16 protein-coding genes are annotated in these 13,832 nt (G+C 57.7%); 2 read left to right on the top strand and 14 right to left on the bottom strand.

Features of this window, described 5'->3' with window-relative positions; genetic code table 11:
• Positions 1 to 13: 13 nt before the first annotated feature.
• The 5 genes from folE to K0P03_RS20690 all read right to left on the bottom strand — a co-directional run bounded on the left by folE (position 14) and on the right by K0P03_RS20690 (position 4,601).
• Positions 14 to 622, bottom strand: coding sequence for a GTP cyclohydrolase I FolE (gene folE, locus K0P03_RS20710; RefSeq protein ID WP_130521318.1), 609 nt, complete (start codon positions 620 to 622; stop codon positions 14 to 16).
• A 427-nt stretch (positions 623 to 1,049) separates the two neighbouring features.
• On the bottom strand, positions 1,050 to 1,355 hold the full coding sequence (locus tag K0P03_RS20705) for a hypothetical protein (RefSeq protein ID WP_130521316.1): 306 nt from the start codon (positions 1,353 to 1,355) through the stop codon (positions 1,050 to 1,052).
• 186 nt (positions 1,356 to 1,541) lie between these two features.
• On the bottom strand, positions 1,542 to 2,882 hold the full coding sequence (locus tag K0P03_RS20700) for an IS1380 family transposase (protein ID WP_050746896.1): 1,341 nt from the start codon (positions 2,880 to 2,882) through the stop codon (positions 1,542 to 1,544).
• 129 nt (positions 2,883 to 3,011) lie between these two features.
• A complete protein-coding gene (locus K0P03_RS20695; RefSeq protein ID WP_165909502.1) occupies positions 3,012 to 3,995 on the bottom strand; it encodes a TerC family protein in 984 nt (327 codons plus the stop codon).
• A 387-nt stretch (positions 3,996 to 4,382) separates the two neighbouring features.
• Positions 4,383 to 4,601 (bottom strand): YdcH family protein, encoded by a 219-nt coding sequence (locus K0P03_RS20690; protein WP_130521312.1) that lies wholly within the window; start codon positions 4,599 to 4,601, stop codon positions 4,383 to 4,385.
• Positions 4,602 to 4,700: 99 nt separating this feature from the next.
• Here K0P03_RS20690 and K0P03_RS20685 point away from each other — a divergent pair, with 99 nt between their 5' ends.
• Both K0P03_RS20685 and K0P03_RS20680 read left to right on the top strand, forming a co-directional pair.
• A complete protein-coding gene (locus tag K0P03_RS20685) occupies positions 4,701 to 5,612 on the top strand; it encodes a LysR substrate-binding domain-containing protein (RefSeq protein ID WP_130521310.1) in 912 nt (303 codons plus the stop codon).
• A gap of 168 nt (positions 5,613 to 5,780) precedes the next feature.
• Complete coding sequence (locus tag K0P03_RS20680) at positions 5,781 to 6,041, top strand: hypothetical protein (protein ID WP_272790536.1); 261 nt, start codon at positions 5,781 to 5,783, stop codon at positions 6,039 to 6,041.
• A 27-nt stretch (positions 6,042 to 6,068) separates the two neighbouring features.
• On the opposite strand, the gene K0P03_RS20675 is transcribed toward K0P03_RS20680, so the two are convergent.
• From K0P03_RS20675 to phnE, 9 genes are all read right to left on the bottom strand, one after another.
• Positions 6,069 to 6,368, bottom strand: a complete 300-nt coding sequence (locus K0P03_RS20675) for a DUF982 domain-containing protein (RefSeq protein ID WP_272790535.1) — start codon at positions 6,366 to 6,368, stop codon at positions 6,069 to 6,071.
• Positions 6,369 to 6,441: 73 nt separating this feature from the next.
• Positions 6,442 to 6,918, bottom strand: coding sequence for an Hsp20 family protein (locus tag K0P03_RS20670; protein ID WP_130520328.1), 477 nt, complete (start codon positions 6,916 to 6,918; stop codon positions 6,442 to 6,444).
• A 151-nt stretch (positions 6,919 to 7,069) separates the two neighbouring features.
• Positions 7,070 to 7,324 (bottom strand): usg protein, encoded by a 255-nt coding sequence (locus tag K0P03_RS20665; RefSeq protein ID WP_272790534.1) that lies wholly within the window; start codon positions 7,322 to 7,324, stop codon positions 7,070 to 7,072.
• Between the two features lie 157 nt (positions 7,325 to 7,481).
• Positions 7,482 to 8,462: an ExeA family protein gene (locus K0P03_RS20660; RefSeq protein ID WP_003501092.1), complete on the bottom strand. Its 981-nt coding sequence runs from the start codon at positions 8,460 to 8,462 to the stop codon at positions 7,482 to 7,484.
• A complete protein-coding gene (locus K0P03_RS20655; RefSeq protein WP_003501095.1) occupies positions 8,459 to 10,111 on the bottom strand; it encodes an IS481 family transposase in 1,653 nt (550 codons plus the stop codon). Before K0P03_RS20655 ends, K0P03_RS20660 begins: the two co-directional genes overlap by 4 nt.
• Positions 10,104 to 10,706, bottom strand: coding sequence for a recombinase family protein (locus K0P03_RS20650; protein WP_003501098.1), 603 nt, complete (start codon positions 10,704 to 10,706; stop codon positions 10,104 to 10,106). Before K0P03_RS20650 ends, K0P03_RS20655 begins: the two co-directional genes overlap by 8 nt.
• A gap of 340 nt (positions 10,707 to 11,046) precedes the next feature.
• A complete protein-coding gene (locus K0P03_RS20645) occupies positions 11,047 to 11,967 on the bottom strand; it encodes a LysR family transcriptional regulator (RefSeq protein WP_003501100.1) in 921 nt (306 codons plus the stop codon).
• Between the two features lie 12 nt (positions 11,968 to 11,979).
• Positions 11,980 to 12,978, bottom strand: coding sequence for a phosphonate dehydrogenase (locus tag K0P03_RS20640; protein ID WP_003501101.1), 999 nt, complete (start codon positions 12,976 to 12,978; stop codon positions 11,980 to 11,982).
• Positions 12,979 to 12,991: 13 nt separating this feature from the next.
• Entirely contained in the window at positions 12,992 to 13,798 is an 807-nt protein-coding gene (gene phnE / locus K0P03_RS20635; RefSeq protein WP_006473411.1) for a phosphonate ABC transporter, permease protein PhnE, read from the bottom strand.
• Positions 13,799 to 13,832: the final 34 nt, after the last annotated feature.

The raw sequence follows: 13,832 nt of genomic DNA, 5'->3' as shown, positions 1-13,832 counted from the left end.
CACCGTAAGCGTTTCATTTCCGCGCCAGCATCATGAAGCGCGCCTGCCGCTCCGCCGACACATCGAACTGGCCGGTGAACACGGTGGTCAACGTCTTGGCGCCTTCCTTGCGGATGCCTCGCATCGCCATGCACATGTGCTCAGCCTCGATCATCACTGCAACACCCTGCGGCCGGAGGCATTCATCCAGAGCCTTTGCGATCTGCGCGGTCATGGTTTCCTGGGTTTGAAGCCGGCGGGCATAAAGTTCGACGAGCCGAGCCAGCTTTGAAAGCCCGACCACGCCCCTGTCCGGAATATAGGCTATGTGGGCGATCCCATGAAACGGCACCATGTGGTGCTCGCAATGGGAATGAAACCCGATGTCCCTCACAAGAACCATGTCCTTGTAACCAGCTACCTCTGAGAACGTTTTGGAAAGAACATCCTCCGGCACCACCTCGTAGCCGGAAAACAGCTCGCGATACGCCTTCGCAACCCGATTCGGCGTTTCAAGCAAGCCTTCCCGGTTGGGATCGTCTCCGGCCCAACGAAGAAGAGTCCGCACTGCTTCTTCCGCTTCCTCTTGAGTCGGACGATATGCCGCTGACAAACGGCAGCCCTGGTTGGCGACAGCATCCATTGAAATTCTCCATATACATCTCTCCCGTTTTACGCGGATTGGGCTGTTTCGGATCAATGTGTGGACGTACATCTGCGTTGATCTGAGGCTCTCAATCCACGGAATGGCGAAGGCCCTCGTCAAAAACTTCAATCGCGATTGCGTCTCGGTAACCCCCTTGCCAGACGCATGATCGCACAACTGCCAACCAGTGAACCATCGATCGGATTTAATCCGGCTATTCATCTGTCGCAGCCCCGACTGGAGCGGCACATATGCTTGGAGAAGAAGCAGTTTTTCACCGAAAGCGTAGATCACTTTGAACTCAAAAACCGCGTGAAGCTCCAGCAACAATCAAAAGTTTGTGCATGGCGCGATGCCACACCGCGGATTTCGCCGTCAGAGAGCAGCGTGCATTCATCTCCGTTGCGTGTACTCTGCACACGGATCAAGAGCCGCTCACAGCTGACGCATTCAGCGCTCGGATCACGTCAGAGCAGGCCGGATCTTTCCGATCAAGCAAATCCTCTCTACGTGTAAAGCCAACCGAGACCCGGATCGCCGTCGTCGCAGCCCAACCCCAGTCGCTAGTGGCGCGCTCAATCAGCTTCGGTCCTTGCGACGCGATGCAGGCTTGAGCTTGTGCGAGGATCGCCACCGGTTGGCGGGCTGCCCGCACCTTCTCCCCAATTTCGGCCTGCAGCGGATAGACAACGAAGGATGCGACCAGGCTTACGAAAATATCAGAGATCATTGGGCCGTTCTCTTAGCCGCCTTAATGCATGGCGCGGGCCGTTTTGGCGACGAGATGCGAGGCTTTTGCTGGCTGCGCGACACCGCAGGCAAGTTTTTCCAGTCGCCGGAGTTGATCCGTCGCGATGGAAGGCGGGGTTTGCAGGTTGAGGTCAGGGGTCGTTTTGGGGCGTCAGCGCCCCGTTGGCTATGTCACGAGCCGCGGGATGCGATCCAGGACGATGCGCAGGATGCGCTGATCCGGGCAGGATGTCGGCAGGTGCAGGCGGATCTGGGTTTTCATCTCGACCACGCGCGCGGCAATCTTGATGAGGCGCAGTCGCAGCGTGTCGAATTGGGCGACGGCAAAGCTGGATCGTTTCGGCATTGCGGCGCGCAGGCCCCACATCAACCAGTAGGCGCCAGCATGCAAGAACAGCCGGAACTGGTTGGCCGCCGCTCTCGTACAGGAGGTCCGGTCGGCGGCGAGATGCGTCTTCCATGACTTGATGTGGTTCTCGGCCGCTCCACGCCGGCAGTAGACGTCCTCGTAGAGCGCTTTGGCCTTGCCACCTGCAAGGTTGGTGACGATGAAGCGGGTGTCGGCGCCTTGGGCGCCAACCTCGACGCGGGCGATGATGCGCTCGACGCGGCTCCAGCTGGCGGCGCCATCAAAGAATTCCTTGAACCTGCGGACCTTGCCCGTCTTCGCCGACGCTTCGAACCGCGCCACCGTGCTGGTTTCCAGGTCTGCGACATGCTTGCGCAAGGTGGTGGTGGGCGCGAGACCGAAGATGAAGTCGACATGGTTGGCGCGGCACCAGTCAATGACCTGCGGGCTGCAGTAATGACTGTCGGCCCGGATCAGGATCCGGGTGTTCGGCCAATTGCTCCGGATCGCCTGCACCAGGCGGCGCAAGTGGGGACGGATTTCGACCCCGCTCGGCCGCTTTGCCGGTCGCAGAACCGCACCGACGAACCGTCCCGCGTCATCGAACACAACAATCGGCTGGAAGCCATATTCATCGTAATGGGCATTGAACAGCCGCAATTGCTGGCCGCCATGCACGGCGTCAAAGGTGTCGTCAATGTCGAGCACGATCCGCTTGGGAACTTGCCGGAAAGAGACGCAGTAAAGGTCGACCATCGCCCGGCCCATCGCCACCAGTTCCCGCACGCCGGGCAGGTTCTCCAGCCGGCAGATCGTCGATTGCGAGGCCAGGTTACGACCCGACGGCAGCGCGTCCTGGGCCATCTTGAAGACCGGATCGGAACGCAGACGGTTGGCATCGTTGCCATCCTCGTAGCCGGCAGCGATCATCTTCATGCGAAAGCCGATCATGTCGGCCAGGCTATGGATGGTCTGGTCCGGGCAGCGCGGATCGTCGATGCAGCGCGCCAGACGGTCAGCCACCCGCAGCCGCTTCTCGACTTCGGCAAGAGCGAGAACCCCACTGTTGGACGACAGCATGCCGCCATCAAAACGGGCGACAACGCACTTGCCGCGAACAGATGACAAACCGGGCAGCGCTAGCGTAGGATCATTCATGGCGGGTGCGGTCTCCCAGAAACGACGCGGATCGGCGTAAGCAACCAAATCCTACGTCATTTCAACGGCTTGAACCACATCCGCCAACCCCTCATGAATTATTCGGGTTAGCTTTTGATAAAACGATGTTTAAGCAGGATTCGTGTCGTCGCGTGTTTTCACGAGGCTCCAGAACACGCCCGCCGCGATGATAGCGAAGGTAATCCCGAGCGAGAGCGCGGCGGGAAATTTCTCGAGGCCAAGCAGATCTGCGACAAAAATCTTTGAGCCGATGAACACGAGAACGATGGCAAGGGCCGGCTTCAAATATTTAAATCGATGGATCATGGCTGCCAGTGCGAAGTAGAGCGCGCGAAGTCCCAGGATCGCAAAGATGTTCGAGGTGTAGACGATGAACGGGTCTGTAGTGATCGTGAAGATCGCAGGAACCGAGTCGACTGCAAAGACGATATCGGCGAGTTCGACCATGATCAAAGCTAGGAACAGCGGTGTGACAAACCAGGTCAAGCGGCCGGTTAGTGGATCCTGTTTCTTCACGAAGAAGGCCTGACCGTGATGCCCTTCAGTGACGTTTAGCCGCCGGCGAAGGAAGGAAATGATGGGATTGCCAGCCAGCTCCGGCTCTTTATCGCCGATCCAGAACATTTTGACGCCTGTGATGATCAGGAAGGCGGCGAAGACATAGAGCACCCAGGAGAACTGAGAGACGAGTGTTGCACCCACTCCGATCATGATCGCGCGAAGCACGATCACACCCAAAATGCCCCAAAACAGCACGCGATGCTGGTAGATCCGGGGAACGGCAAAGAAGGAAAAGATCAGCGCGATGACAAACACATTGTCGAGCGCCAGGGTCTTTTCCACCACGAAACCCGTGAGATAGTTCATCCCCGATTCAGGACCGAGCTGCCACCAGATAAATCCTCCGAAGGCTAGGCCGAGCGAAACGTAGACGGATGAGAGAAGCAGACTTTCCCTGACCTCGATCTCGCGGCTTTCGCGGTGGAGAACGCCCAAGTCAAAAATCAGGAGTGCAAGCACGATACCGAGGAACCCTAGCCACATCCAGGCGGATTTTCCCAGCCAATCAGCGAAAAGAAACGTTAACTCCACGTGAGAAACTCCAGCCGGCGATCCTGTTTTTTTGAAGTCCGACATCACGAAAGGACCGGCATCTTTCGTCAGAGGGGCCCGGACTGCGATAGGAAATTGAGGGGGATGGGTCCGCTGCTGGGACGAACAAAAGTGTATTCCTGCGTTCGGCGAGCTGACCTTGCCTTTCGCCGAATTTCCAGCTCTTCTCTGATGTGACCCACGCATCGCAGCGATCAACTGCGATAGTCTGGTCAGGACATAGTAGTCTTACTCACACCGACTGAGCGCGTCCCAAATCGTTTTTGAGCGTTCGGTAGCCACTGACGAGCTTGTGAAGAGCGTCGTTAGCCTCTCAAGATCTGTGATCTTGTAGGCTGATGTATTTGTACATTGTCATCCCTTACTCTAGAGCTTGAATGATCTTCGTCTGACGACAGGGATGAGGACCGGTGTGCTCTGGCGGTTGTGACGCTCGATGAGCTCGATCTGCTCCCGGAAACGCAGCTTCAATTTCTTAAGCGCGCTCAAGCGGAGGACATCTGGTGCTGGCCGCGACTGTTCGTCGTCGATACGAGACTGGACATGCGCCTTGCGGCTACGAAGTGACTTCAAGAACTGGTCCATTTGATTTTCCTTTCGTTGACCACACAAACATCGGGTAATCTCTCCAATAGTTCCAATTCATTGTTGCAATTCCGGCGATAGTTCATAACTATAGGAAATATGCCCTACCGCCCTACTCTTCGCCAACTGGAATACATAGTCGCGCTCGATAACTTGCGGCACTTCGGGAAAGCCGCGAAACACTGCCATGTCTCGCAGCCGACCCTGTCCGTTCAGGTTGGATTGGTGGAGAAGTCCCTAGGCGTCACGCTCTTTGAGCGCACACCGAGCAGCGTCATCACCACACCGATTGGATCCGAGATCGCGCGAGGCGCTCGACTGGCGCTTGCGTCGGTCGACGACATAGTCGACAGAGCGGTCGGCGATACGAAAACTCTAGGCGGAGTAGTGCGGCTCGCAACGGCGCCGACGTTCGGTCCTTACTTTCTTCCGCGTTTTCTTCCTGGCCTTCATCGCAAGTTTCCAAGTCTCAAAATCTACATTCGAGAAGACCGCCCGGTCGACATTGAAGACGCCGTGGCGGCGGGTGCGCTGGACTGCGGTCTTGGACCGGCGCCTGAGAGATCGGATTTAAAGTTTCGACGCATTGGGAACGAGAAACTATTCTTAGGCGTGCCCGCAGACCACCCACTTTCGGATAAGCGGTCGGTTGGGATTTCTGATCTTGTCGATGAAACGCTTTTGGCACTCGGCAGTGGTCACAGACTCATGGAAAACGTGCACCATCTGGCAGCAGCTTCGGGCGCCATTGTTGTTGACGACTACGAAGGCACAAGCCTTGATTCCATTCGTCAAATGGTCTCGATCGGAATGGGATGTTCGCTCTTCCCAGAGCTTTACGCACGCGCGGAGTTTAGAGAGGAGGACGATGTGAAGTTGCTGTCAATCGACGATTGGAGCGAGCGGCGTGAGGTAGGATTTTATTGGCGAGAAAGCAGTGGGCGTCAAACGCACTACGAGACGTTGGCAAACGAGGCGGATGAGGTTTCGAAAAACGTTGGGATTGCCTGAGCATAGTGTATTAGCCGCGAGCTACAACGCTCCCGCCAAGATAGTTCGCGAGATCAATGAAAGACGAATTGCGATCGTGTCCCATAGAGTAGTGTAGCTGGATTTCATGGCTGTCTATGATTGCGGGTAGGGTCTAGTTGCTCATGAGCAAGCTGAGGAACAACATCGATGACTGACGACATGATGAACCTGCGATCACTCGATCGGAAGAGCGCCGAAGCTGATTTTGCGGCGCGAGATCATCGGCTTCGCGATCGCGGGCTGGAAATACGGGCGGGCACCATCGCGCCGCGCAGTTCGAACCTTCGTACCGGCGGCTATGTCCGAGGTTGCTCGGCCCGCCAGGTTGCCGAAAAAAGACCTAACGGCGGTCACCCCAAGGGGCCTATATCCAAGGCGTTTCGACCCGATCCGTCGATGATCCGGTAAGGCATGGGGATATCGGGCATCCGCACCTCATCGAATATGAGGACCGCGGTCACGCCGTCGTCGGTGCGCGATGACAGGGTCACCCGAGGGTACCAAGAGGTCGTGTTTCTCGGCAAATGCAGCATAGAGACCGCGAGCGATCTCCACCTCCACCTCCCCCCGCATTGCTGCGCGGCATGCGTTCAGCGCTATCGTGTACGAGGCATCCTTGTTCAGGTGAGGCCGATCGACCAAATGTCTGTAGGCCTCGGCCGCAGTCCGGATTTCCATTGGAAAGCCGAGACCAACGAGTATTTGGACAGGTCTCTTAAACACATCGGGTTTCATATCGTCCTCCTTCCCAACCCGTCATGCCGTTGGGCGCCGCTCCACCGGCACCCGTTGTCGCATCGTTCACTTCTTACGCGGCCTTCTGGCCCTCGATCTGTGCGGGAGAACCAAGTTTTCCGAGCGCAGGCGCGCTCTCGATCGAAATCTTGCGCGGCTTCATCTCCTCGGGAATCTCGCGGACAAGTCCGATCGAGAGGAGACCGTTATTCAGGTCTGCACTATCGACCCTCACATGGTCCGCAAGCTCGAAGCGATGCTCGAATGGCCGGGACGCGATGCCGCGATGCAGGTAGCCCTCCGCCGACGCATCCTGTTTCCTGCCGGTTACAGTAAGCAGGTTCGACTGAAAGGTTATGTCGAGATCGTCTCGCGCGAACCCCGCGACGGCAATCGCAATCCGATAGCTGTCATCGCCGGTCTTGACGATGTCGTAAGGGGGCCAGTCGCTGATTGAGCGTGCACGCTGCGCATTTTCCAGCAGGTTAAACACACGGTCAAAGCCGATGCTCGACCGAAAGAGCGGCGCATAATCGTAGGATGTTGCCATAACCATATCCTCCTTGAAGCAACATGGATACGGGGCGCCGAAAGACGGCGCTCCCAGCAAGGCCAGCCCTGATCCAGCGGCTGGCGGCAATCGATCTGGTTTTTGCCTAGTCGATCTTCAAGGGCCTCATCCGAATTTTTTTCAGACCAGTTCAATGCAGCCTGAACTCGCCCTCGACGCGCCGCCATTCGTTCGCGCCGATCAGGCGCCGATGGGTGTAGCGCACCGAGTGCAGCGGCCCATCCAGCGACGTCTGCCAGAAGTCGAGAAATTTGCGCATTTCGGGAAAGTCCGGTGCGAGATCGTAGTCCTGCCAGACATAGGCCTGGAGAACGGATTCGAAGTCGGGAATGCGATAAAGGATATGCGCAGTTGTCAGGCCGTAGCTGTAGCGGCTTGCCAACATAAGCGCCTCTGCTCGCAAACATCGGCATTTTCTGCTCGAATTATCTGACAATGGAGCGGGCGTCGTGCTCACGCTCCCTGCCAATGTGCTCGCAAACATCCGGGTCTGCTTGCAAACATCCCCCACGTGCTCAGATTAATTGCCAGCGACGGCATGGTCAAACCGGGACGCCTGCCTGTCGTAGTTGCTCGGTCAGCTGACGGGAATATTCGGGATCAAGGGTGCCCGCCAGGAAGGCGCGGATATCCGACGGCCGAGCATTGAGGTGCGTGACCAGAGCCGTCGCATCGTAACCATTTCGGGTCAACGTCGGTTCGAGATCGTCGATGGCGCGGGACAGGACCTGCTCGACGATTTCGGCGGTAACCGGCTTGGCGCCGAGGCGAAAGCCCTGCTCGAATGCGAGGGTGAGATGCATCTCGATCTGAAGCGGCGTGCGCAAACGTTCGGCGATGAGGTCGATGGCTTCTTCCTCGAGGAGTTCGCCAACCTTTACGCCTTCGGCCGCACAGGCGCCAAGCAGCCAGGCAACATAGTCGCGGCGCGCGGAGCCGATCCCCTCGTAGTCAAAAATGGTCGTGCGGTAGCCAATCTCCTCCATTTGCGGCCGGCGCAGATCATTGCGCAACCGGGGATGCCCGACAAGAAGTACGGAAAGGAGCACGCCGGCGTCGGCGACCACCTCCATCAGTCGCTTCAGGCCGGTTAAGGTCTTGTGGTGCAGGTCATGGGCCTCGTCGACCACGAGGACGATCGGCCGTTTGCCTTTTTTCATGATGTCGCGCAGGTCGCGCTCCCGGCGCTCGGCCTGCTTGGGGATCTTGACCTGCGCACGATCGCCGGGAGACAAGTCGTAGAACAGGGCTTCAATGAGCGATGGCAGCGAAGTGCGCCGCTTGTCGACCGCCAGCGATTTGGCGAGTGCGACCTTGCCGGCTTTGGTGAGTTCGGCCTCGATGCGGCGCAAAAGGTGGGTTTTCCCCGAACCGACCAGGCCGGAGACCACGACAAGCCGACCGGTCTGGACGGCCGCACACACCTCGCGGATGATCGTGCGCTGATGCTCGGTCTCAAAGTTGCCGGCCCCTTGGAAAGGCCGGTCGAGGCCGTAACTGGATTGAACGTCAGCGAGCATCATTCTTCCTTTCTTCGCGCCTGGAAGCGTTCGCGGATACGGGCCGCGATCATCTTTTTGTCGAGTGTTTCTCCAAGCAGTTCATTGATGAAGGCGCGGTCACCGGCATTCATCGCGCCGATCGGCCGGCCGAGCTGGTCGGCGATGGCCCCACGGGCTGCGAGGCCATTTGGATAAGCGGTCTCTATTGCGGGTTCCGGAAACGGTGTCCGCCGTACACTCAGCCCAGCCGTGGTCGGGGGCAGCGAAGGCAATGGACGATCCCCGCCGGTGACCGCGGCGCGGGGGAGCCCAAGTTGGTCTGCCAGGCGCACCACCTTGTCGAGCCGCTCTTCGAGCTTGCTCTTCTGGTATTTGCGATAGCGAAAGAGGGGAACCGCCCCGCGCGAAGGTTGGAATGGACCGAAGCGCTTGCCCTCATGCTCGACGAACAGTTCCTGATCGAACAGGCCCCAGAGCAAGGTCACCGTTTCGCCGGCAAGTTCGGGCTCGACCTCATAGGATGCGCCTTCGACCGATACGGTCGCGTCTCCAGCAACCGTCCGTCGTTCCGGTTCGCGCGCAAAGGCGCAGAACCGCTCCCAGGAGCACATCGCCCGCACCCCGTCAGGAGGAAGATGCCGCAGCCAATCCTCGATGCGTGCATGAGACTCTGTGCGATGGTCGCCGTTATTGTAGGTGACCAAGGCGCGCCTGAGCCAAAGGTTGGCTTCCTCTTCGTCCTTCGGCTTGTGGAAATGATAGAGGGTCTCGTGCACTTCCTTGATCGTGCGAAACGGCCGCTCGACCTTGCCTTTCGCTCGCGCCGGCGTGCGCCGCTCGCTGTCCGACGGGGGCATATGCGTGAGAACCCGGACACCAAGGCTACCCATGACGGACTGGAAAACGCGCGAGCGGCTCACCGGCCCGTTATCCATATGGATGGTCGTTGGAATCCCCTGAAGCGGCAGTTCCGGTTCAGGCTTGGCGGCGAAGGCATTGTAGAGAAAGCGCAAGGCGGACTCCGCGTCCTCGCCGTAGACGGAGCGGTATTCCTGATAGCTCGCGCCGGAGCGATCATCGACCACGGAGAACAGCATCAGCGTCGGCCGGCCGCGCCCTTCCTCGACCCAAAGCGGCGCTTCCACCTGCTTCAGGTCGGACGGGCTCATGTCGAAGTGCCAGAGTTCGTTGGAACGCCGCGCCTGGAATCGGACGGCAGCCACCGGGCGGGTGACGCGCGCATAATCCAGGCCGGAAACACGCAGCAGCCGATCGACCGTTGCGCGTTTCAAGATGCCGGGCGGTGCACGGACCAGGCCATCGGGCGTCACCACGCCGTCTTCCTCAAGCAGCTTGATGGCGCGCGCCGTGGAGATATGCCGCCCCTTCCGGTTCGCCGTTCTGATCTTCAGGGCCGCGATGATTTCGGCATAGGTTTCCATCTCCGGCTGCGGGGCGATCCGGGAGGTTCCGTGATCGGCGCGCCGTACGGATTTCGGGCGGTTCAACTCCCGCAGCGCCCGATACAGGGTCCAGATCGAGATGCCGTAGGCATCGGCGGCACGAGCAACAATCTCGGTACGGCCTGGATCACGGGGAGAAAGCAGCGACAATCGGCGTCGAAGATCGACAAGAGCCTCTCCGGGCGGCCGCTTTCTCCGCTCAGCCATGGACGTCCTCGGATTCCACTGTTTTGGGAGAGCCACCCTTCTTGCCGATATGACGATAGAGGGTTGCAACAGAAACCCCCATGCGCTGCGCAATATTGCGTACCGGTATGCTGCCTTCCTTCATCAGGGCGCGCGCCGCGGCAATATCGCCCGGGCGCATCGCGGGCGGGCGGCCACCCTTGCGGCCACGTTGCCGCGCCTCGACCAGTCCAGCCGTCGTGCGTTCGCGGATCAGAGCACGTTCGAACTGGGCGATCGCACCGAAGACATGGAAGGTCAGCATGCCGCCCGGCGTCGTCGTATCAATGCTCTCGGTCAAGGACACGAGCCCGATCTTCGCGCGCTCCAACTCTTCCGCCGTCGCGATGAGCTTCTTTAGCGATCGCGCCAACCGATCGAGTTTCCAGACAACGAGCGTGTCACCAGTGCGAAGCACGTCGGAGAGAATTCGGCCCAATTCCGGGCGGTCATCGCGAGCGCCTGACCCGCGCTCGGTAAACACCTTCTCGCAACCGGCGCGTCTCAGCGCCTCAAGCTGAAGCTCCGGATTTTGATCGATCGTGCTGACCCTGGCGTACCCGACCCGCATAGCCATCCAAATGTTCTTGAAAGTCGTTGGACACATAGCATTTTGCGACAACCGTTTCTATAACAGTTTTGAGAAGATTCCATCGCGCCATTCAAGGGGCGTGACGGCATGCGCTATGGCATGCTCAAAAACCCTCGTTTATGACAAACGATCCATGGAAACCAACTATGTGTCTGACGGCCGAATATTCGCGACATGGAGCAGGGAACCTTACGCATCGAAAATCGGGCGGTCCCCGATCTTGTCCCCCTTGTATGGGATACTCCGGGAATTGAGGCGGCGATACCAAAGGATGCGGTCGGCCAGGCCGTTACCATGTTCGAGCCGCAGGAATGCGCCAACTACTTCAAATCTTGCGGATATGACCCCGAGTAATGTGGACGTGCTCTAGGTCACCCAGAGGGGCGCTCGCATCGAGTATAACCTTAAGCGCGATTGCTTCCGGTGAACCATCCTCCATATGTACGGGATGTACAGCCCACACAGACTTTTCGAGAACCACATTCTCAACAGAAACCTCATAAAGCCTACCCGACGCGAGCTCATCGAGGACAGTGCTCCTCATCACGATCGAAATGCCGAGACCAGCTCGAACTGCATGCTTCACAGCCTCAGTGCTCCCGACATTGAATGAGATTGGGAATTGCTCTGCCGCTTGGCCGAAGGCCTCGCGGAGCACGGATCCGGTACCGGTTCCACGTTCTCCGCCAATGAGGGACTCTTGAAATAACTCTGCCGCTTCAATTGTTTTTCGCGTCCTCCAATTATGCTGTGGGGATACGATTATTACCAGCTTTTCCTTCCGCCAAAGGCGGGCTTGATATCCTTTTCGATCGTCCCACCATTCGGTAAAGGCTAGATCAATCTCCTTCCTCAAGAGCTTTTCGATGATTTCAGGATTTGAGGCAACGGCCACCTCAGGTGGCCGGCCTTGAGCATCCTGTAAACGCTTCAAGTGGACTGGCAAAATATAGGTACCGATGTTAGTACTGGCACCCAACGTAATCCGGCCGCTGTGCAGGCGGTCCAGAGATCTCTTCGTGACGGTCAAAAGGCTGCGTGCGAATGGCAAGAATACGAGCCCTTGCCGAGTCGGCACACACTTGTCCTTCCTCCTCTCGACCAGCCGCACCCCTAGTATATCCTCCAATCGTTTCACATTATGTGAGACAGTCGGTTGGGATATCTGAAGCCGTCGCGACGCCTCGTGAAAGCTGCCAGTTTCGATTACCTCTATGAATGCTGCGACATGCGAAAGGCTAAACATTACTTTCTCTAATCAAGGAATTAGTTGAACCTCGTTAATTGCCGCACGAGGTCTTCGGCCTTGGACAAAATCTATAATGTTGTCAGCAGCCTCGTGCTCGATAGCCAAACGCGACTTCGCCACTGCTGAGCCTATGTGGGGTGTCAAGATCGAATCATGTTCGCGATTGAGGAGACCCCCGTGGACCTTGTCAGGCCGGTCGGGTCTGGCCCAGTCCTCCATCTCATAAACATCAGCGGCGTAGCCTCCCAAGCGCCCCGCCTGCAATGCAGCGACAACAGCCTCTTCATCAACCACGCTTCCGCGTGCAGGATTAATAAGAAGTGCTCCTTTGGGCATTTTGGCGAGTTGTTCAGCGCCGAGGAGATGCTTCGTTTCGGCCGAAAGCGGGAGTGCACACACAAGAAAGGTAGACGACGAGATCAACTGGTCAAATTCAAGAGGCTTTACGTTCAGTCTGATCTCATCGGCTTTGTCCAGGGATTGACGATCCCAGTACGACACAATGGCGCCGAAGGTACTTAGGCGCTGTGCTATAGCTTTTCCGATCGCTCCCATCCCTAAAATGCCGATTGCTGTGCCCTGCAGCCCAAGGCCGTAAAACCGAGGGCGCCAACCTTTGTAATCCCTCCTGACGCTCTTGTCGCCTGGCAGAATGTGCCGCCCAAGAGCAATCATCAGACCGATTGTAAGTTCGGCTGTCGGGTCAGTGAGAAGATCGGACACTATCGTGACGTGGACTCCACGCTGCGTGCAGGCTTCGATGTCGAAGTTATCGAAGCCTTTCAGCGCACATGCCACAAGTTGAAGATCGGGAGCGTGCGCGAGTACAGACGCGTCGATCATGTCCGGCATGAACGCCATCATCGCCTTGGCGTCGCTCAATTCTGCGAGCAGTTTCTCGCGGGGCCATGTATCATCAGTATCGTTGCAAACTAAACGAGCGTGGGGAGATAGCTTTGAGATAATCTCCTCGTGGACGCGATGGGTGATTACTACCTTTGGGAGCATTTAATTTATCCTTCTATTGCAGCTGGCGGCGGAGGAGAGCGCCGACCTGGTCAACGATGGTGACCATCAGAAGGACAACGAGCATGATCGCAAGAACCTCCTGATAATTCATGATCCGGAGGGATGTCATCAACTCGAAACCGATACCACCAGCTCCCACAGTGCCCAGGATTGTCGAGGCGCGGAAGTTGTACTCCCACCGATAGATGGTCACATCGGCCAATTGCGGTAGAACTTGTGGCAAGATCGCCCGCGTCACGATCTGGAACGGCGACGCACCAGCTGCGCGTGCGGCTTCTATAGGCGCATTATCGCAATGCTCGATCGCCTCCGCAAAGAACTTGCCCACCATGCCAACCGAGTGAAGACCAAGAGCCAGCACGCCTGGGAGCGCTCCAAATCCCACTGCCGCCACGAAGACGATGCCCATAATCAGCTCCGGGATCGACCGTAGACCATTCAACAATCCACGCGAGATCATATAGATGACAGCGTTGGGTGCTGTTTTCCCTGAGGCGAAAAAGCCAACTGGAAGTGATATCAGTACCGCGATCGCAGTCCCAGCTATACTCATCGCCAGAGTGTCGATGAGAGGGCTGATCCACTCCAAGCCTCGGTTGAAATCCGGGGGAAACATTTCCGTACCGAGCTGCCAGAGCGCAGGAAACCCAGATCCCAGACGCTCCAGATCAAGAAGACCGGAGTGATAACTGCTAACAATGATCACACACGCAATTGCCAACGCGATCACGCCAGCTCTGGTCCAAGCTTTGTTTTGATGTTGAAGGATAGAGTCGTAGTCGGCCGACGGCTGTGTCATCACATATCCTGGAAGAAAGGACGCAGGCCAGCGC

Origin of the sequence: Shinella sp. HY16 (assembly GCF_028534175.1) — a bacterium.
Lineage (GTDB): Bacteria > Pseudomonadota > Alphaproteobacteria > Rhizobiales > Rhizobiaceae > Shinella.
Note: the sequence above shows the minus strand (reverse complement) of the source record. Positions and strands in the feature narration are given on the sequence as shown.